The sequence below is a fragment of the Enterobacter sp. EC_50 genome (assembly GCF_019584525.1).
In the GTDB taxonomy this organism is placed as follows: Bacteria; Pseudomonadota; Gammaproteobacteria; order Enterobacterales; family Enterobacteriaceae; genus Enterobacter; species Enterobacter roggenkampii.
Genome location: NZ_VDAF01000011.1, coordinates 1 through 19,129, shown reverse-complemented (window position 1 = coordinate 19,129; position 19,129 = coordinate 1). Strand labels below are relative to the sequence as shown.

The following is a 19,129-nucleotide window of genomic DNA, read 5'->3' as shown; positions in this document are numbered from 1 at the left end:
GAGTGCATCAATTGCTACCCTCTTACCTCTCCCTTGAGTTAACATGTTTTTTACTTAACCCGTCGCTTTCATTCCGGCGGGGTATCCACACCTGACAGGAGTATGTAATGTCCAAGCAACAGATCGGCGTTGTCGGTATGGCAGTAATGGGGCGCAACCTGGCGCTCAACATCGAAAGCCGTGGTTATACCGTCTCCGTTTTCAACCGCTCCCGTGATAAGACCGAAGAAGTGATTGCCGGGAACCCAGGCAAGAAACTGGTTCCTTTCTATACGGTTAAAGAGTTTGTTGAGTCTCTGGAAACGCCTCGTCGTATCCTGTTAATGGTGAAAGCAGGCGCAGGTACCGATGCAGCTATCGACTCCCTGAAGCCTTACCTCGAAAAAGGTGACATCATCATTGATGGCGGTAATACCTTCTTCCAGGACACCATTCGTCGTAACCGTGAACTGTCCGCTGAAGGTTTCAACTTCATCGGTACCGGTGTATCCGGTGGCGAAGAGGGCGCGCTGAAAGGCCCATCCATCATGCCTGGCGGCCAGAAAGACGCATACGAACTGGTTGCGCCTATTCTGACTAAAATCGCCGCTGTTGCAGAAGATGGCGAGCCGTGTGTGACTTATATCGGTCCTGACGGTGCCGGTCACTATGTGAAAATGGTGCATAACGGCATCGAATACGGCGACATGCAGCTGATTGCTGAAGCTTATTCCCTGCTGAAAGGCGGTCTGAACCTTTCTAACGAAGAGCTCGCTGAAACCTTTACCGAGTGGAACAAAGGCGAACTGAACAGCTACCTGATCGACATCACCAAAGATATCTTCACGAAAAAAGATGAAGAGGGTAAATACCTGGTTGATGTGATTCTGGATGAAGCAGCGAACAAAGGCACCGGTAAATGGACCAGCCAGAGCTCTCTGGATCTGGGCGAGCCGCTGTCGCTGATCACCGAATCTGTCTTCGCACGTTACATCTCTTCTCTGAAAGAGCAGCGCGTCGCGGCATCTAAAGTACTGTCTGGCCCACAGGCTAAACCAGCAGGTGATAAAGCCGAGTTCATTGAAAAAGTGCGTCGTGCATTGTACCTGGGGAAAATCGTTTCTTACGCGCAGGGCTTCTCTCAGCTGCGTGCGGCATCAGACGAGAACAACTGGGATCTGAACTACGGTGAGATCGCGAAGATCTTCCGCGCGGGCTGCATCATTCGTGCGCAGTTCCTGCAGAAAATCACCGATGCCTATGCTGAAAACGCCGGTATCGCCAACCTGCTTCTGGCACCGTACTTCAAGAAAATCGCTGACGAATATCAGCAGGCGCTGCGTGACGTGGTTGCCTACGCTGTCCAGAACGGTATCCCGGTTCCGACCTTCTCTGCGGCAGTAGCCTACTACGACAGCTACCGTGCTGCCGTTCTGCCTGCTAACCTGATTCAGGCCCAGCGTGACTACTTCGGTGCGCATACCTACAAACGTACCGATAAAGAAGGTGTATTCCATACCGAATGGATGGAATAAGTTAACTGACTCGCTGTCATCAAAACCCGGAGCCTGCCTCCGGGTTTTTTTATGCAAAAACTGCCGCCTGTTACTCGAAGTAGTCTGAATCTCATCCTCCTCGCAGTGATTACTCCTGGTTTGCCTTGACAGCTCAGTTTGTCAGGAGGTACAAAGCCCAACAGTTATGTTTATCGCGATGGTCTGGCGGCCATCAGTACAGTTAACTCACAGAAGTCATTAGCGAATGAAAATAACAATCTCCGGAACAGGGTATGTCGGTCTTTCTAACGGCATTTTGATTGCTCAGAATCATGAAGTGGTTGCGTTGGATATCGTGCAAGCCAAAGTGGATATGCTCAATCAGAAGAAATCGCCGATTGTCGATAAAGAAATCCAGGACTATCTCAGCAATAAACCGCTGAATTTCCGCGCCACGACAGATAAAGAAGATGCATACCGCGATGCGGATTACGTCATCATTGCGACGCCTACTGACTACGATCCTAAAACCAACTATTTCAACACCTCAACGGTAGAAGCGGTAATCAAAGACGTTATCGCGATCAACCCTGATGCGGTGATGGTGATTAAATCGACCATCCCTGTCGGTTTTACCAAATCCATTAAAGAAAAATTCGGTATTGATAATATCTTCTTCTCGCCGGAATTCCTGCGTGAGGGGAGAGCGCTTTACGATAACCTGCATCCTTCGCGTATCGTTATTGGCGAACGTTCTGAGCGCGCTGAACGTTTTGCTGCGTTGCTTCAGGAAGGGGCGCTCAAGAAAGATATTCAGGTGCTATTTACCGATTCCACTGAAGCTGAGGCGATCAAGCTCTTCGCGAATACCTATCTGGCGATGCGAGTGGCTTATTTTAATGAGCTCGACAGCTACGCAGAAAGCCTTGGACTGAATACTCGCCAGATTATTGAAGGGGTGTGCCTCGACCCGCGCATTGGCAATCACTACAACAACCCGTCATTTGGCTACGGTGGCTATTGCCTGCCAAAAGATACGAAGCAGCTGCTGGCAAACTATCAGGCGGTGCCGAATAACCTCATCTCGGCGATTGTTGATGCCAACCGTACGCGTAAAGACTTCATCTCCGATTCTATCCTTGCACGTCAGCCGAAAGTGGTCGGTGTGTATCGTCTGATCATGAAGAGTGGTTCCGATAACTTCCGTGCCTCTTCCATTCAGGGGATCATGAAGCGTATCAAGGCGAAAGGCGTTGAGGTTATTATCTATGAACCTGCTATGTCGGACGATCAGTTCTTCAATTCACGGGTGATCCGCGATCTGGACGCCTTTAAGAAAGAAGCCGATGTCATCATTTCAAACCGCATGGCGGAAGAGCTGGCTGACGTGGCGGATAAGGTTTATACCCGCGATCTGTTTGGTAGTGACTGATTCTCTGCTCTATATTGTAAAAAACCCGGCTGAGTTGCCGGGTTTTTTATTTTTAGACTTTGTAGAAATCGCGGTACCAGTCAACGAAATTCTTCACCCCATCCTTAACCGAGGTTTGCGGTTTAAATCCGATCGCGTCATAAAGTGGCTGGGTATCGGCGCTGGTTTCCAGAACATCTCCTGGCTGAAGAGGCAGCATATTCTTCTCGGCTTTTTTACCCAGCGCGTCTTCCAGCGCAGTGATGTAATCCATCAGTTCTACAGGCGAACTGTTACCGATGTTATAAACCCGGTAAGGTGCTGAGCTGGTTGCCGGAGAGCCGGTCTCAACGGTCCAGTTTGGATCTGCCTGAGGAATAATATCCTGCAGACGAATAATGGCTTCAGCGATGTCATCAATATACGTAAAGTCGCGCTTCATCTTACCGTAGTTATAGACATCAATGCTTTTTCCTTCAATCATCGCCTTGGTAAACTTAAACAGCGCCATGTCCGGGCGTCCCCACGGACCGTATACGGTAAAGAAGCGCAGCCCAGTTGTCGGCAGGTTGTAGAGATGCGAATAGGTGTGTGACATCAGCTCATTAGCTTTTTTGGTCGCAGCATAAAGCGAAACCGGGTGATCCACGGAATCGTCAGTTGAGAAGGGCATCTTGCGGTTGAGGCCATATACGGAGCTTGATGATGCATACAACAAATGCTGAACGTTGTTATGGCGGCAGCCTTCCAGCACGTTGAGGTGGCCGATAAGGTTGGCGTCCGCGTACGCATGGGGGTTTTCCAGGGAGTAGCGAACACCCGCCTGCGCGGCCAAATGAATCACACGATCAAACTTCTCACCAGCGAAAAGCGCAGCCATGCCTTCACGGTCTGCTAACTCCAGCTTGTGAAAAGTAAAACGCTCTGATTTCAACAGTTCCAGGCGCGCCAGCTTCAGGCTTACATCGTAGTAGTCATTGAGGTTATCGATACCAACAACCTGATGTCCGGCCTCAAGGAGGCGTTTACTGACATTTGCACCGATAAAACCCGCTGCACCCGTTACCAAAAATTTCATAGCGTTCCTCATAATGCTATATTCTTACCGATGCCATAACGCATCGCACTGCATCTATCATAGCGCGAAGGGGGTAAGTTACATAACCTATCTTTCCGATATTACTCATCGGATTCTTATAGAAAAATCGCCAGTAATCGATAAACTATGCAAACTTAATTATGTTCCGCCCTTTTTCATCTGTTAGGGATTGTATGACGCAAAACAACAATAGCCAGGTCGGTCGAAATCATGACCCTGAGCAAATTGATTTACTTGATTTAATGCTGCAACTTTGGCGTGGAAAGTGGATGATAGCAACCTTTGTTATTGTTTTTATTGCCCTTGCTGTCGGATATCTGTTTGTTGCTAAAGAAAAGTGGACCTCAAGTGCAATTATTGCGCAACCCGATGCGGCTCAGATAGCACCCTATTCAAATGCATTGAATATCCTTTATGGTACCGCAGCACCTTCAATGCTGGATATTCAAACGCGCGCTATTGACCGTTTTAATGCATCTTTCTCAGCGTTATCGCAGGCGCTGGACAATCAGGCTGTGCCTGAAAAACTCACCATCGAGCCTGCGGTTAAAGGGCAAGCGCTGCCATTAAGCGTCACCTATACCAGTACATCAGCAGAGGCGGCTCAGAAGCAGCTGGCGCAGTACATTCAGCAAGTCGATGAGCAGACCGCAAAAGAACTAGCCCTTGATCTTAAGGACAATATTAAGGAGCAGATCAAAACCCTGAATGATTCACTGCAAAACCAGGAGAAGGTCGCGCAGGAACAAAAAGATCTGCGTATCAAACAGATTGCTGAGGCACTGAAAAACGCTGAGGCAGCGAAAATTACTTCGCCACAGCTCCAGCAAACCCAGGATGTCACACAGGAAACATTATTCCTGCTTGGCAGCGAAGGGCTTAAATCGATGATTGACAACGAAGCATCGCGCCCACTGGTTTTCCCCACCGCCTATTATCAGACCAGGCGAAATCTCTTGGATATCCAGAATCTGAACGTAAACCCGGACACAATCCACGTCTATCGTTACGTTATGAAGCCGGATCTTCCTGTCCGCCGTGACAGCCCGAAAAAAGCCGTGATTCTGGTTCTCGCCGTGCTACTTGGCGGAATGATTGGTTCAGGTGTGGTACTGGGGCGTAACGCCTTACGAAACTACAAACCAAAGGTCTGATTTGCAGATTAAAAAAAACCGGGGATATACCCCGGTTTTTTTATTTGTGACGTTTGCGAAGGTTTTCTATCACCGCCGTCAAATCCAGCGCCTGATCCTGCAGCAGCACCAGCAGGTGATACATCAAATCAGAGGCTTCGTTCGTCAGCTCCTCGCGGTCATGCACGGTCGCGGCCAGTGCTGTCTCAACGCCTTCTTCACCAACCTTCTGCGCAATACGCTTGGTTCCGCTGGCGTACAGCTTCGCGGTATAAGAACTCTCCGGATCCGCCGATTTACGCTCCGCCAGCAGCTGCTCCAGTTGGTACAGGAACAGCCACTGGTGACTCGCCTCTCCAAAGCAGCTGCTGGTGCCCTTATGGCAGGTCGGACCGATGGGGTTTGCCAGTACCAGCAGGGTATCGTTATCGCAGTCCGGCGTAATGCTTACTACATTCAGGAAATGGCCCGAGGTTTCGCCTTTGGTCCACAGGCGCTCTTTCGTGCGGGAGTAAAACGTCACTTTGCCACTGTCGATCGTTTTCGCCAGCGCGTCCTGGTTCATATAGCCCAGCATCAGCACTTCGCCTGAGACGGCATGCTGGACAACCACCGGCAGTAATCCGTCCGTTTTTTTCCAGTCCAGCTGCGCCTGTTGTTGCTCTGTTAACATACCCTGATCTCCACGCCCTGGTCGGCCAGGTACGTTTTTAACTCACCAATATTAATAATCTGTTTGTGGAACACGGAAGCGGCCAGCGCGCCGTCCACGTTCGCATCGCGGAAGGCTTCGAGGAAATGTTCCATGGTGCCCGCGCCGCCGGAGGCAATCAGCGGAACGTGGCAGACCGCACGAACTTTTTTCAGCTGCTCGAGGTCATACCCGTTACGCACGCCGTCCTGGTTCATCATGTTGAGGACAATCTCGCCCGCGCCACGCTTCTGCACTTCCTGCACCCAGTCGAGCGTTTCCCACTGGGTCACGCGCGTGCGGCTTTCATCCCCCGTGTACTGGTTGACGTGATACTTGCCCGTTGCGGCGTCATACCAGGTGTCGATCCCAACCACAATACACTGCACGCCAAAACGATCGGCGAGGCGGGTGATCAGCTCCGGGTCGGCCAGGGCAGGAGAGTTGATGGAAATCTTGTCGGCACCAAACGAGAGAATTTTGGCGGCGTCGTCGGCGGATTTAATCCCCCCCGCCACGCAGAACGGAATATCGATCACTTCCGCCACGCGAGCGACCCAGCTTTTGTCGACTACGCGGCCATCGCTGGACGCGGTAATATCGTAGAACACCAGCTCGTCTGCGCCTTCATCGGCATAGCGTTTTGCCAGTGGAACGATGTCGCCAATGATCTCGTGGTTGCGGAACTGCACGCCTTTCACGACCTGGCCGTCACGCACGTCCAGGCAAGGGATTATCCGTTTTGCCAGCATTGAATCGCCTCCGTCACCGTAAATTTACCTTCCAGCAGGGCCCGGCCCACAATCACGCCCTTCACGCCGGTTCCGCGCAGCGCAGCGATATCGGCTAAGTCACCGATGCCGCCAGATGACTGGAACGCCACCTGCGGATAACGGGCGCAAACTTCTTCATATAAAGAAACGTTGGAGCCCGCTAGCGTGCCGTCGCGCGAGATGTCCGTGCACAGCACGTGCTTCAGGCCAACAGGGAGATACATCTCGACCAGCGCCTCCAGCGTCACGCCGGAGTTTTCCTGCCAGCCGCTGACCGCCACTTGTTTATTACCCTGTCCGTCAATGCGCACGTCCAGCGCCAGCACCAGCGCGTCGGCGCCAAAGCGGCGGAACCAGCCCTTCACCGTCTCAGGATCTTTGACGGCGGTTGAACCGACCACCACGCGCGCCACGCCCGCGTCCAGCAGCGCCGCCACGTCATCTTCCGTACGCACGCCGCCGCCGACCTGTACCGGCACATCAACACCGGCAACCAGATTTTTCAGCAGCGGGATCTGGCGCTTCGCCGGATCTTTCGCACCCGTTAAATCGACCAGATGCAGCACCTGAGCACCCTGGGCGGCATAATCCTGCAGACGCGGCAGCGGGTCGTTTCCGTAGTCTCGCTGCTGCCCGTAATCGCCCTGATGAAGACGGACAACCGTGCCGTCAATTAAATCTAACGCGGGAATAATCATCACATCTCCAGGAAGTTTTTCAGCAGCTGCGCGCCCGCGGCGCCCGAGCGCTCCGGGTGAAACTGTACGCCGAAGAAATTGTCTTTCTGCACCGCCGCGGTAAACGCCTCGCCGTAAGTGCACTGGGCGATGGTATTGACGTTCACCGGCATAGCGTAACTGTGCACGAAGTAAAAATACGCGCCATCTTCAATGCCGCGAAAAAGCCTGTCGCCCGCTTTGGCGTACACGCGGTTCCAGCCCATATGCGGCAGAGGAAGACCGTGGTCGGTCATTTTCGGCACGTCTTCGTCGATAATGCCCAGCAGGTCAACGCCGTTGCTCTCTTCGCTGCGACGGCCCAGGATCTGCATACCCAGGCAAATGCCCAGCACCGGCTGGGTACAGGCTTTGATCAGATCGACCAGCTCGCGCTCGCGAATCTGATCCATCGCGGCCTGCGCAGTGCCTACGCCCGGCAGAAATAACTTGTCGGCACGCAGCACCACGTCAGGGTCACGGCTGACCACCGGTTCGTAGCCGTGGCGGGTGATGGCCGACTTTACGGAGTTAAGGTTGGCGCATCCGGTATCCAGAATCACCACGTTCATTACAGCACTCCTTTTGATGAGGGCAGGGCGTCGCCTTCCACGCGGATTGCCTGGCGCAGCGTGCGGCCGAAGGCCTTGAAGAGACTCTCCACGCGGTGGTGGTCGTTCTTGCCTTTGGTCTTCAGGTGCAGCGTCAGGCCCATGGTGTAGGACAATGAACGGAAGAAGTGCTCCACCATTTCGGTGCTCAGATCGCCCACGCGCTGGTAATTGAAGTCTGCTTTGTATTCCAGATGCGGACGACCGGAGATATCCATCGCGCAGCGCGCCAGACACTCGTCCATCGGCAGGACAAAGCCAAAACGGTTGATACCGCGTTTATCACCGAGCGCCAGCTTAAGGGCTTCACCCAGCGCCAGGCCGGTATCTTCCACGGTGTGGTGATCGTCAATATAGAGGTCGCCTTTTACCGCGATCTCCATGCGGAAACCGCCGTGGGTGGCAATCTGGTCCAGCATGTGGTCGAAGAAACCCACGCCGGTGTGGATCTTGCTGCCGCCTTCGCGGTCCAGCCAGACCTTCACATCAATTTGCGTCTCTTTGGTGTTGCGTTCAACGTGCGAGTAGCGGTCACGTTTTGTCAGCTGCTCGCCAATCATCGCCCAGTTAAGGTTGTTGCGGTCATAGCGCAGCCCCGCGATGCCCATGTTCTCCGCCAGCGTAATATCGGTGATGCGATCGCCGATGACATAGCTGTTGGTCTTATCCAGCACATCCTCCGCCAGATAGCGCTCGACCAGCTTCACCTTCGGCTTACGGCAGTCGCACTCGTCGGCTGGCATGTGCGGGCAAATCAGCACTTCATCGAACACCACGCCCTGCGAGGTCAGCACCTGCATCATTAAATTATGCGGGCCGTCAAAGTCTGCCTGCGGGAAGCTGTCGGTACCCAGACCGTCCTGGTTGGTGATCATCACCAGCTTGTACCCGGCTTTTTGCAGCTTAAGCAGCACCGGGATCACGTCAGGTTCAAACGCCAGCTTGTCGAATCGGTCGACCTGAAAATCAGCTGGTGGCTCCGAAATAAGGGTGCCGTCACGATCGATGAAAAGGATCTTCTGGGTCATACTTTCTCCGCTTTCAGGGCGTCAATCACGCGCTGGCTCTCTGCACGGGTGCCGACGGTAATGCGCAGGCAGCCACTCAGAGAAGGTTGTTTATTCTGGTCTCGTAAGATAATGCCCTGATCCCATAAAGATTTAAATACGGCGCTGGAGGCGGTAAAGCGCACCAGGATGTAGTTGGTTTCCGAGTCGAACACCTGCTCCACGCACGGGATATCCTTCAGGGCGGTCACCAGGTACTGACGTTCCTCCAGGATTTGCGCCACGCGCTCGCGCATCGCGTTAATCCCCTGAGGCGTCAGCGCCTGTGCCGCAATATCGGCAACCGGCGTCGAGAGGGGGTACGGAGCGATCACCTTCAGCAGCAGGTCGATGACCTCTTTATTTGCCAGCGTGAATCCGCAGCGCAGACCCGCGAGGGCGAAAGCCTTCGACAGCGTACGCAGTACCACCAGGTGCGGATACTCCTCCAGCCAGCCAGCCAGCGTCGCCTGCGGGCAGAACTCGATGTAGGCTTCGTCCGCGACCACCAGGGCTTTACCGCGCGTCATCTCCAGCAGGGTACGGATATCCTGCGGGTTAATAATCTGCCCGGTCGGGTTGTTCGGGCTACAGACAAACACCACTTTTACGCCTTCGAGATTGTCGGCAATCCCCTGCAGATCCAGCTGCCAGTTCTCCAGTGAGAGCACGTTGCGGCACGCCACCCCGAAGGTTTCCGCGCTGACGCTGTACATGCCGTAGGTCGGCTGGCAGTACATCACCGCGTCTTTGCCCGGCTCGCAGAAGGCGCGGATCAGCAGTTCAATGCCCTCATCCGCGCCGCGACTGACCAGCACCTGCTCTGGCTTCACGCCAGCGTACTGCGCGTAGTTCTCAATAACCGCCTTCGGCTGACACTCCGGATAGCGGTTCAGCGTTTGCTGCGACAGCTCAAACTGCACCGCCGTTGGATATTCGTTGGCGTTCAGCCAGACATCCCCTTTACCGCCCAGACGACGCGCAGACTGGTAAGGCGTCAGGCGACGGACATTTTCGCGGGCTAATTCTTCAATGTTCATGCTTGCTCCTTCAGGGCTGCAACGCGCAGCGTAACGGCGTTTTTGTGAGCGGTCAGGCGCTCGGCGGCGGCCAGGGTTTCAATAGTGGACGCCAGTGAGGCAAACCCTTCGCGGGAGAGTTCCTGCACGGTCATGCGTTTCTGGAAATCCGCCAGTCCCAGGCTGGAACAGGTTGAGGTATAACCATACGTTGGCAGTACGTGGTTGGTGCCGGAGGCGTAATCGCCCGCGGATTCCGGTGACCAGTCGCCGAGGAACACCGAGCCCGCGCTGGTAATGCTATCGACCAGATCACGCGCATTGCGGGTCTGAATAATCAGGTGCTCCGGACCGTACTGGTTAGAAATGGCAATGCACTGCTCGAGATCGCGCGCCACAATCAGTCGGCTGGCCGCTAACGCCTGGCGTGCCGTGTCGGCGCGGGGCAGGTCGGCAAGCTGACGCTCCACGGCTTCGCCCACGCGTTTCGCCATATCGGCATCTGGCGTCAGCAGGATAACCTGCGAGTCCGGGCCGTGTTCCGCCTGGGAAAGCAGGTCGGAGGCCACGAAGTCCGGCGTGGCGCCGCTGTCGGCAATCACCAGCACTTCAGACGGGCCGGCAGGCATATCGATGGCCGCGCCGTCCAGACGCTGGCTGACCTGACGCTTAGCCTCGGTCACATACGCATTGCCCGGGCCAAAGATTTTGTCGACCTTGGGAATGGATTCCGTGCCGAACGCCAGGGCGGATATCGCCTGCGCGCCGCCCACTTTATAGACCGCCTGCACGCCGCACAGCTTCGCCGCGTACAGGATCTCGTCGGCAATCGGTGGCGGTGAGCACAGCACCACTTTCTGACACCCGGCAATGCGTGCGGGAGTCGCCAGCATTAGCACGGTGGAGAAAAGCGGGGCAGAGCCGCCGGGAATATAGAGGCCGACGGACGCAACCGGGCGCGTCACCTGCTGGCAACGCACGCCGGGCAGGGTTTCGACATCCACGGTCTGCAGCTTTTGCGCGGTGTGGAAGGTATCAATGTTTTTCACCGCGACGGCCATCGCCTGCTTGATGTCATCCCCCAGGCGATTGCTGGCATCAATGATTTCCTGCTCGGTAACCTCTAATGCGCCGACGTCCGTCTTATCAAACTTCGCGCTGTATTCACGCAACGCGTCATCGCCGCGGGCTTTGACGTTATCCAGGATCTCCGCCACGGTACGTGAGATGCTCTCGGAAGCGGAAATCGCCGGGCGCATCAGCAGCTCGCGCTGCTGTGCGTCGCTACAGGTATTCCAGTCGATGATTGTGTTAAAGCTCATGGCCATTACTCCATCATCTTCTCAATTGGCAGCACCAGGATGGAGCTTGCGCCCAGTGCCTTCAGTTTTTCCATGGTTTCCCAGAACAGGGTTTCGCTGCTCACCATGTGCATCGCCACGCGCTGCTGATCGCCTGCCAGCGGCAGGATGGTTGGGCGCTCGGCGCCCGGCAGCAGGGCAATCACTTCATCCAGACGCTCGGTTGGGGCGTGCATCATGATGTATTTGGATTCACGTGCCTGAATCACGCCCTGAATGCGGGTCAGCAGCTTGTCGATCAGCTGCTGCTTAGCGTCAGCCATCTCTCCGTCACGCTGGATCAGGCACGCTTTGGAGCGGTAGATCACCTCCACTTCGCGCAGACCGTTCGCTTCCAGCGTCGCGCCGGTAGAGACCAGGTCACAGATGGCGTCCGCCAGACCCGCACGCGGCGCCACTTCAACAGAACCGTTCAGCAGACAGGATTTAAACTGCACGCCTTTCTGATCCAGATAGCGCTTTAACAGGTGAGGGTAGGAGGTGGCAATACGTTTGCCGTTCAGCGCGGCCGGGCCGTCCCACGCTTCATCAACCGGCGTTGCCAGCGACAGGCGGCAGCCGCCGAAGTCCAGACGACGCAGGGTGAAGTAACGCGGGTCTTCGCCCTGCGCGCGGCGGGTCAGCAGCTCTTCTTCCAGCACGTTTTCACCGATGATGCCGAGGTCAACGACGCCATCCATGACCAGGCCGGGAATATCGTCATCACGCACGCGCAGAATGTCGATGGGCATGTTTTCAGCCAGAGCAATCAGGCGCTGGGTGTGCAGGTTGATTTTAATCCCGCAGCGGGCCAGCAGTTCGCGTGAATCGTCACTCAAACGGCCTGATTTTTGAATAGCTATGCGTAAACGTGAGTTATCTAACATTCTTTATTCCTCGTTAACCTGTTTTAACCTGTCTGAATTCGGTCCAAAAAAAAGCCCCCGGAAGAAGATCTTCCGGGGGCTTTTTCATGCGTTCATGCACCACTGGAAGATCCAAACGTCTTCCAGCACACATCGCCTGAAAGACTAGTCAGGATGATGGTGATGATGGTGGTGTTTAAATTGAACGCGTGTCATATAAATTCTCGATGAATGCTTATTCATTTGATGTCTTTTAACCTAAACCAGTTGTGCGACATATTGCAAGGGCTTTTTTTGATCATTAATTCATTTCATATTGATGCTATGAATTGTGTGTTCTGCCGGGCTGGCGTAGCCTTATGAAAGACGAGTGAGAGTCAGGAGAATTCGCATGAAAAAGGTCTCGATTGTCGGTTTAGGATGGCTGGGAATGCCGCTGGCGATGTCATTAGCCGCGAAAGGCTGGCAGGTGACCGGGAGCAAGACCACCCGAGATGGGGTTGAAGCGGCGCGCATGTGCGGTATTGAGGGCGTTGAACTGCGTCTGGAGCCGGAACTGGTGTGTGATGCGGACGATCTGGACACGCTGATGAACGTCGATGCGCTGGTGATTACGCTACCCGCGCGGCGCAGCGGCCCGGGTGAATCATTTTATCTGCAGGCGATGCAGGAGATAGTTGACAGCGCGCTGGCGCATCACGTACCGCGCATTGTTTTTACCAGCTCGACGTCGGTCTATGGCGATGCTGAAGGCGTAGTGAAAGAGACCTCCGAGCGCCGTCCCGTTACCGCGAGCGGTCAGGTCCTGAAAGAGCTGGAAGACTGGCTACACAATCTTCCCGGCACGCAGGTCGATATCGTTCGTCTGGCGGGGCTGGTGGGCCCTGGCCGCCATCCGGGACGCTTCTTTGCCGGAAAGACTGCGCCAGACGGCCAGCATGGCGTGAATCTTGTCCATCTTGAGGATGTTATTGGCGCAATTGAGCTACTCTTACAGGCTCCGAAAGGCGGACACATCTATAATATATGTGCACCGACTCATCCGGCGCGCAGCACCTTTTACCCACTGATGGCACGTCAGCTGGGCCTGGCTCCGCCGGTCTTTGGTGAGGCAAAAGATGGCAGTAAAGGCAAAATTGTTGATGGCAATCGCATTTGTCATGAGCTGGGGTTTGAGTATCAGTATCCCGATCCGCTGGTGATGCCCATGGAATAAGTTCCGCAGCGGAGACGATCGCACGCCAGAAGGGGGCGAGCATGAAACCGCTGCTGGATGTTCTTATTATTCTGGATGCACTGGAAAAAGAGGGGAGCTTTGCGGCAGCCTCGGCGAAGCTCTACAAAACCCCATCTGCCTTGAGCTATACCGTTCAAAAACTGGAAAGCGATCTCAATATCCAGATCCTCGATCGCTCCGGGCATCGCGCGCGCTTTACCCGCACCGGACAGATGCTGCTGGAAAAAGGCCGTGAAGTCCTCCATACCGTTCGTGAACTCGAAAAACAGGCCGTCAAACTGCATCAGGGATGGGAAAACGAGCTGGTGATTGGGGTGGATGACACCTTTCCGTTTTCTCTCCTGACGCCGCTGATTGAAATGTTTTACCAACATCACAGCGTCACCCGGCTTATTTTCATCAACGGCGTGCTGGGCGGTTCCTGGGATGCCTTAACCCAGGGCAGGGCGGACATTTTTGTCGGTGCATTGCATGAGCCTCCCCAACTCAGTGAATTTGGTTTTGCCCGCCTTGGCGTGCTGGAGCAGGTATTTGCCGTGGCGCCTCATCATCCGCTGGCTCAGGAGCCCGAGCCGCTTAACCGCCGCGTGATTAAAGGCTACCGCGCGATTGTAGTGGGTGACAGCTCTCGCCCGGAATGTGCGGTCTCCTCGCAGCTGCTTGATGAGCAGGAAGCGATTACCGTTTTCGACTTTAAAACCAAGCTTGAGCTGCAAATTAGCGGTCTGGGCTGCGGCTATTTACCCCGCTATCTGGCGCAGCGCTTTATTGACAGCGGTGCGCTTGTTGAAAAACAGGTACTTGCTCAAAACAGCCATGAATCGGTGTGGGTGGGCTGGAATGAACAGACCGCCGGGCTGGCGAGTGCCTGGTGGCGGGACGAAATTTTAGCAAATAGTGCTATCGCTGCTGTATATGCTCAGGGCAGCGTCGAGAAATCAGCCAGTTAGCAAAAAGAAAATGACCCGGTGCGTTGCAAAGTATTGCCTTTTGTATCCGATGTGGGGCAAAATGCCGCCGCTGCAACCAAATGAATAATCGACGATATAAAAGGCGTCGGTTATTTTTTTTTGCATGTACGAAACGAAACTAAAAACCAAGAGGCCGGGCTTCGTACCGGATAGATATTTACTAAAATCCGACAGTTGTTGTCGCTGAGGAAGAAAGAAATGGGGCAATTTTTCGCTTACGTGGCGGTTATCACCGTAAAGGAGAATAACTATGTCGCATAACGCAACTCCAAACACCTCTCGCGTGGAATTACGTAAAACGCTTACGTTGATTCCGGTTGTTATGATGGGCCTGGCCTATATGCAACCGATGACGCTGTTTGATACATTCGGTATCGTATCAGGCCTCACAGACGGTCATGTGCCAACGGCATATGGCTTCGCGCTGATTGCGATCCTCTTTACCGCGCTGAGCTACGGTAAACTGGTGCGTCGCTACCCGTCTGCGGGTTCCGCCTACACCTATGCCCAGAAATCCATCAGCCCGACGGTTGGCTTTATGGTGGGCTGGTCTTCGCTGCTCGACTATCTGTTCGCGCCGATGATCAACATTCTGCTGGCAAAAATCTATTTTGAAGCGCTGGTGCCGTCGATTCCATCCTGGATGTTCGTCGTGGCGCTGGTGGCCTTTATGACGGCCTTTAACCTGCGCAGCATCAAGTCTGTCGCCAACTTTAACTCCGTTATCGTTGTGCTTCAGGTTGTCCTGATTGCGGTTATTCTTGGCATGGTGATTTACGGCGTATTCCACGGCGAAGGCGCGGGCACCCTGGCGAGCAGCAAGCCGTTCTGGTCTGGTGATGCGCATGTTATCCCGATGATTACCGGGGCAACCATTCTGTGCTTCTCCTTTACCGGTTTTGACGGGATCAGCAACCTCTCTGAAGAAACCAAAGATGCAGAGCGCGTAATTCCTCGTGCCATCTTCCTGACGGCGCTGATTGGCGGTCTGATCTTTATTTTCTCGACCTATTTCCTGCAGCTGTACTTCCCGGATATCTCTCGCTTCAAGGATCCGGATGCGTCTCAGCCGGAAATTATGCTGTACGTGGCGGGTAAAGCGTTCCAGGTCGGCGCGCTGATCTTCTCCACCATCACCGTACTGGCGTCCGGTATGGCCGCGCATGCAGGCGTTGCGCGTCTGATGTACGTAATGGGCCGCGATGGCGTATTCCCGAAAAGCTTCTTCGGCTACGTGCATCCAACCTGGCGTACCCCGGCGATGAACATTATCCTGGTCGGTGCGATCGCGCTTCTGGCGATTAACTTTGACCTGGTGATGGCAACGGCGCTGATTAACTTCGGTGCGCTGGTGGCGTTCACCTTTGTTAACCTGTCGGTTATCTCTCAGTTCTGGATCCGTGAAAAGCGTAACAAGACGCTGAAAGATCACTTCCAGTATCTGTTCCTGCCGATGTGCGGTGCCCTGACCGTGGGCGCGCTGTGGGTTAACCTGGAAGAGAGCTCAATGGTGCTTGGCCTGATTTGGGCGGGTATCGGTCTGGTTTACCTGGCCTGCGTCACGAAGAGCTTCCGTAACCCGGTTCCGCAGTACGAAGACGTCGCGTAAGACTGTGTCGGGTGGCGGCTACGCCTTACCCGACCTCCATAACCCATAGGCTCGCGTAAGCGCCGCGCCAACGGGCAAAAAAAGCCGGAGACATCGCCTCCGGCTTTTTTATACCTATCGATCAAACTATCTCTTGCGCGTACTGGAACAGGGATTTCAGCAGCGCCTGTTTCTCAGCATTCCCTTCATTCTGGCCGTAAAGCATCTCCAGCTCCTGTGCATAGCTGTGCAGGTACTCTGGCGTAAACACGTTGCGACGATGCTGCAGCCAGCGTTCCTGCTCGGCTTCATCCAGCGTGCCGGGGTAATTACGCGCGCGGTAATTAAACATCAGCTTTTCGATGCGCTTATCGGCGAAGGTGATATCCAGCGCCGGTAAGTTGCGCGGCTCTGTTTGCAGAACGATATTCATCGCCGCGCGATCGGCATCGCTGAAGAAACCGTTATAGAGTTGGGCGTCCACGTTTTCAGACGGCACGAACGGCTCGGCTTCGGCAAAAATGGTCACGACTTTCTCGCGCACCTGCGGATTTTCACGCAGCACTTTGAGATTATCGAGGCAGTGCTGGCGGTTAATGCCCAGCCTGTCAGCATCTTCCGGGCGCAGCGTGTTCGCCTGCGCCAGGACCGGACATTTATTTATGTGCACCAGTTTGACCGGCACCGCGGGCAGATCGCCGAGTTCATTTTTTGGCGTGTACAAACGTTCGCGCAGGGTATCGCTGTCGAGTTCGAGCAGCGGTGAAATATCGCCCGCCAGGTCCACCATGATGACCGCATTACGGTTGTCCGGATGCCACGCCAGTGGCGCAACCCAGCTGGTATTGCCGCGCCAGGCGCCAAACATGCCGGAAATATGCACCAGGGGTTTCATCTGCGGTACGTCGATAAGGGTCATAAGCTTCTGCTTGCTGCGGTGGCTCAGCAGATACTCGAACAACCGGGGCTGTGCGCTTTTCACCAGCTTTGCCATGGCAATGGTGGCATAGACGTCCGCCATCGCGTCGTGGGCATTGCTGTGCTCGATACCGTTGGCGCGCGTCAGGTGTTCCAGCCGGAAGCTTGTCAGACCTTCCTCATTTTCCGGCCAGTGAATGCCCTCAGGACGCAGGGCGTAGCAGGCGCGCATGATGTCGAGTAAATCCCAGCGGGAATTGCGGTTCTGCCAGCTCCAGGCGTAGGGATCGTAGAAGTTGCGATAGAAGATGTTGCGCGTCACTTCGTCATCGAAGCGGATGTTGTTGTAACCGACCACGCAGGTATTGGGAACGGTAAACAGGTCGTGGATGCGTCGGGCGAATTCTGCCTCGTTAACGCCTTTTTCCCGCGCTTCCTGCGGGGTGATCCCGGTGACCATCACCGCGCCGGGCTGCGGCAGGTAATCATCCGCTGGCTTGCAGTAAAAGACCTCAGGCTCGCCGATGATGTTGAATTCGTCGTCGGTACGGATGGCGGCAAACTGCGCCGGTCGGTCCAGCGCCGGATGCGTGCCAAAGGTTTCGTAGTCATGAAATAAAAAAGTCGGGCGAGCGGCAGAGTCAGACACCAGTAATACCATCCTGTTAAAAAATGACGTCACTATGGTAAACGATCGTGCGGGTCAGACCGAATAAAAAGCACCGCCGCGTCGCAAATTTGCGCGCCAGCTTCAGAGAAAAATCTGCGTTCTGTCACATTTTTTTGCAATTAAGCCAGGTAACGACATCAGAACTCCCGTAAAAAGGTCATCGATTTTTAATGACCTGAGGATATACCGTTGAAACGCCGTCTGTTTATTGCTGTTTCTTTACTCGCTTCGAGTGTCTCATCTGCTTTTGCGGCCGAACCACTGGATTTTTCGCCGCAGCCTCCGGCCATTCAGGCTGGCTCCTGGGTGCTGATGGATTACACGACTGGTCAGATTTTAACGGCGGGCAACGAACATCAACAACGTAATCCGGCGAGCTTGACCAAGCTGATGACGGGTTATGTGGTGGATCGGGCCATTGATAGCCACCGCATTACCCCGGATGACATCGTCACCGTAGGGCGCGATGCGTGGGCAAAAGGGAACCCGGTGTTTGACGGTTCGTCGCTGATGTTCCTGAAGGAAGGAGATCGCGTCACCGTGCGCGATCTGAGCCGCGGCCTGATTGTCGATTCCGGCAACGACGCCTGCGTGGCGCTGGCCGATCACGTGGCGGGCGGGCAGCCGCAGTTCGTGAAGATGATGAACGACTATGTGCAGAAGCTGAACCTGCGTGATACCCACTTCGAAACCGTCCACGGGCTGGACGCGCCGGGCCAGCACAGCTCGGCGTATGACCTGGCCGTTCTCTCCCGGGCCATTATCCACGGTGAGCCCGAGTTTTATCATATGTACAGCGAAAAGAGCCTGACCTGGAACGGGATCACCCAGCAGAACCGTAACGGCCTGCTGTGGGATAAGACCATGAACGTAGACGGGCTGAAAACGGGGCATACCTCGGGGGCCGGCTTTAACCTGATTGCATCCGCCGTTGACGGTCAGCGTCGTTTGATTGCCGTTGTAATGGGAGCGGACAGCCCGAAAGGGCGTGAGGACCAGGCCCGAAAACTGCTGCACTGGGGGCAGCAGAATTTCGATACGGTGCAGATCCTGCATAACGGAAAAAAAGTGGGAACGGAGCGCATCTGGTACGGCGACAAGGAGCAGGTAAAACTGGGCACCGACCAGGACTTCTGGCTGGCCTTGCCGAAAGCGGAGGTGCCCAATATCAAAGCCAAATACGTGCTGGATAAAAAAGAGCTGGAAGCGCCGATTGCCGCGCATCAGCGTGTCGGGGAGATCCAGCTTTACGATCGCGACAAGGTGGTAGCCCACTGGCCGCTGGTCACGCTGGAAGCCGTTGACAAAGGCGGCCTGTTCTCTCGTCTGAGCGATTATCTGCATCACACGCTTTAACCGCCGATGAGCAGACTGGCAGGGTTGCGAGTCTGCTCACATAATAAACACTCCTCGTTTGCTGATAATGATAATCCAGTTTTATAGTGTATAAATATGGGTCTTCCCTTGTTGTGGTGGCTGAAGGCATGATAATGGTGTATTTAATCGCCAGAGGTCACCGCCATGGATGAAAAGTCCCTCTACGCTCATATTCTCAACCTGTCCGA

19 protein-coding genes and 1 other annotated feature are annotated in these 19,129 nt (G+C 54.7%); of the genes, 8 read left to right on the top strand and 11 right to left on the bottom strand.

The features are described 5' to 3' along the window. The first annotated feature begins 107 nt into the window (after positions 1 to 107). Together gndA and ugd are read left to right on the top strand one after the other, a co-directional pair. On the top strand, positions 108 to 1,514 hold the full coding sequence (gene gndA, locus FHC48_RS10820) for an NADP-dependent phosphogluconate dehydrogenase (RefSeq protein ID WP_070533843.1): 1,407 nt from the start codon (positions 108 to 110) through the stop codon (positions 1,512 to 1,514). Between the two features lie 226 nt (positions 1,515 to 1,740). Then, positions 1,741 to 2,907, top strand: a complete 1,167-nt coding sequence (ugd, locus tag FHC48_RS10815; protein WP_032675157.1) for a UDP-glucose 6-dehydrogenase — start codon at positions 1,741 to 1,743, stop codon at positions 2,905 to 2,907. A 52-nt stretch (positions 2,908 to 2,959) separates the two neighbouring features. Here the strand turns inward: ugd and FHC48_RS10810 are convergent, their stop codons facing one another. Next, on the bottom strand, positions 2,960 to 3,964 hold the full coding sequence (locus FHC48_RS10810) for an NAD-dependent epimerase (protein ID WP_063922187.1): 1,005 nt from the start codon (positions 3,962 to 3,964) through the stop codon (positions 2,960 to 2,962). A gap of 194 nt (positions 3,965 to 4,158) precedes the next feature. On the opposite strand from FHC48_RS10810, the gene wzzB reads away from it, so the two are divergent. Further along, positions 4,159 to 5,139, top strand: a complete 981-nt coding sequence (gene wzzB / locus FHC48_RS10805) for an LPS O-antigen chain length determinant protein WzzB (RefSeq protein WP_119312153.1) — start codon at positions 4,159 to 4,161, stop codon at positions 5,137 to 5,139. Between the two features lie 40 nt (positions 5,140 to 5,179). Here wzzB and hisIE read toward each other — a convergent pair whose 3' ends face one another. The 9 genes from hisIE to hisL form a co-directional block, all read right to left on the bottom strand. Beyond that, on the bottom strand, positions 5,180 to 5,791 hold the full coding sequence (gene hisIE, locus FHC48_RS10800) for a bifunctional phosphoribosyl-AMP cyclohydrolase/phosphoribosyl-ATP diphosphatase HisIE (RefSeq protein ID WP_023325611.1): 612 nt from the start codon (positions 5,789 to 5,791) through the stop codon (positions 5,180 to 5,182). Then, entirely contained in the window at positions 5,785 to 6,561 is a 777-nt protein-coding gene (hisF, locus tag FHC48_RS10795) for an imidazole glycerol phosphate synthase subunit HisF (RefSeq protein ID WP_023330862.1), read from the bottom strand. The genes hisIE and hisF overlap by 7 nt, the downstream gene beginning before the upstream one ends. Continuing rightward, positions 6,543 to 7,280, bottom strand: a complete 738-nt coding sequence (gene hisA, locus FHC48_RS10790; protein WP_119312152.1) for a 1-(5-phosphoribosyl)-5-[(5-phosphoribosylamino)methylideneamino]imidazole-4-carboxamide isomerase — start codon at positions 7,278 to 7,280, stop codon at positions 6,543 to 6,545. Before hisA ends, hisF begins: the two co-directional genes overlap by 19 nt. After that, positions 7,280 to 7,870, bottom strand: coding sequence for an imidazole glycerol phosphate synthase subunit HisH (hisH, locus tag FHC48_RS10785; RefSeq protein ID WP_021241433.1), 591 nt, complete (start codon positions 7,868 to 7,870; stop codon positions 7,280 to 7,282). The genes hisA and hisH overlap by 1 nt, the downstream gene beginning before the upstream one ends. After that, positions 7,870 to 8,937 carry a bifunctional histidinol-phosphatase/imidazoleglycerol-phosphate dehydratase HisB gene (hisB, locus tag FHC48_RS10780; protein ID WP_023344483.1) on the bottom strand — a complete coding sequence of 356 codons (1,068 nt, stop codon included), beginning with the start codon at positions 8,935 to 8,937 and terminating at the stop codon, positions 7,870 to 7,872. The genes hisH and hisB overlap by 1 nt, the downstream gene beginning before the upstream one ends. Further along, positions 8,934 to 9,995, bottom strand: a complete 1,062-nt coding sequence (gene hisC, locus FHC48_RS10775) for a histidinol-phosphate transaminase (RefSeq protein WP_023325608.1) — start codon at positions 9,993 to 9,995, stop codon at positions 8,934 to 8,936. The genes hisB and hisC overlap by 4 nt, the downstream gene beginning before the upstream one ends. Then, on the bottom strand, positions 9,992 to 11,296 hold the full coding sequence (hisD, locus tag FHC48_RS10770; RefSeq protein WP_023294782.1) for a histidinol dehydrogenase: 1,305 nt from the start codon (positions 11,294 to 11,296) through the stop codon (positions 9,992 to 9,994). The genes hisC and hisD overlap by 4 nt, the downstream gene beginning before the upstream one ends. Before the next feature lie 5 nt (positions 11,297 to 11,301). Then, positions 11,302 to 12,201 carry an ATP phosphoribosyltransferase gene (hisG, locus tag FHC48_RS10765; RefSeq protein ID WP_000886595.1) on the bottom strand — a complete coding sequence of 300 codons (900 nt, stop codon included), beginning with the start codon at positions 12,199 to 12,201 and terminating at the stop codon, positions 11,302 to 11,304. A gap of 45 nt (positions 12,202 to 12,246) precedes the next feature. Then, positions 12,247 to 12,370, bottom strand: a sequence feature (His leader region). After that, positions 12,346 to 12,396, bottom strand: a complete 51-nt coding sequence (gene hisL / locus FHC48_RS10760; protein WP_001364200.1) for a his operon leader peptide — start codon at positions 12,394 to 12,396, stop codon at positions 12,346 to 12,348. It overlaps the preceding feature by 25 nt. A 175-nt stretch (positions 12,397 to 12,571) precedes the next feature. Here hisL and FHC48_RS10755 point away from each other — a divergent pair, with 175 nt between their 5' ends. The 4 genes from FHC48_RS10755 (at position 12,572) to plaP (ending at position 15,997) form a co-directional block, all read left to right on the top strand. Continuing rightward, the gene (locus tag FHC48_RS10755; protein ID WP_119312151.1) at positions 12,572 to 13,396 is read left to right on the top strand and encodes an SDR family oxidoreductase; all 825 of its coding nucleotides are present in this window, start codon (positions 12,572 to 12,574) and stop codon (positions 13,394 to 13,396) included. 41 nt (positions 13,397 to 13,437) lie between these two features. Beyond that, positions 13,438 to 14,367: a LysR substrate-binding domain-containing protein gene (locus FHC48_RS10750; protein WP_021241428.1), complete on the top strand. Its 930-nt coding sequence runs from the start codon at positions 13,438 to 13,440 to the stop codon at positions 14,365 to 14,367. Positions 14,368 to 14,586: 219 nt separating this feature from the next. Beyond that, a complete protein-coding gene (yoeI, locus tag FHC48_RS10745; protein ID WP_099458931.1) occupies positions 14,587 to 14,649 on the top strand; it encodes a membrane protein YoeI in 63 nt (20 codons plus the stop codon). Next, on the top strand, positions 14,639 to 15,997 hold the full coding sequence (plaP, locus tag FHC48_RS10740) for a putrescine/proton symporter PlaP (protein ID WP_008499462.1): 1,359 nt from the start codon (positions 14,639 to 14,641) through the stop codon (positions 15,995 to 15,997). Before yoeI ends, plaP begins: the two co-directional genes overlap by 11 nt. Before the next feature lie 121 nt (positions 15,998 to 16,118). Here plaP and sbcB read toward each other — a convergent pair whose 3' ends face one another. Continuing rightward, complete coding sequence (gene sbcB, locus FHC48_RS10735; protein WP_404997214.1) at positions 16,119 to 17,555, bottom strand: exodeoxyribonuclease I; 1,437 nt, start codon at positions 17,553 to 17,555, stop codon at positions 16,119 to 16,121. A gap of 198 nt (positions 17,556 to 17,753) precedes the next feature. On the opposite strand from sbcB, the gene dacD reads away from it, so the two are divergent. After that, positions 17,754 to 18,920 carry a serine-type D-Ala-D-Ala carboxypeptidase DacD gene (gene dacD / locus FHC48_RS10730; protein ID WP_008499464.1) on the top strand — a complete coding sequence of 389 codons (1,167 nt, stop codon included), beginning with the start codon at positions 17,754 to 17,756 and terminating at the stop codon, positions 18,918 to 18,920. Positions 18,921 to 19,129 lie beyond the last annotated feature (209 nt).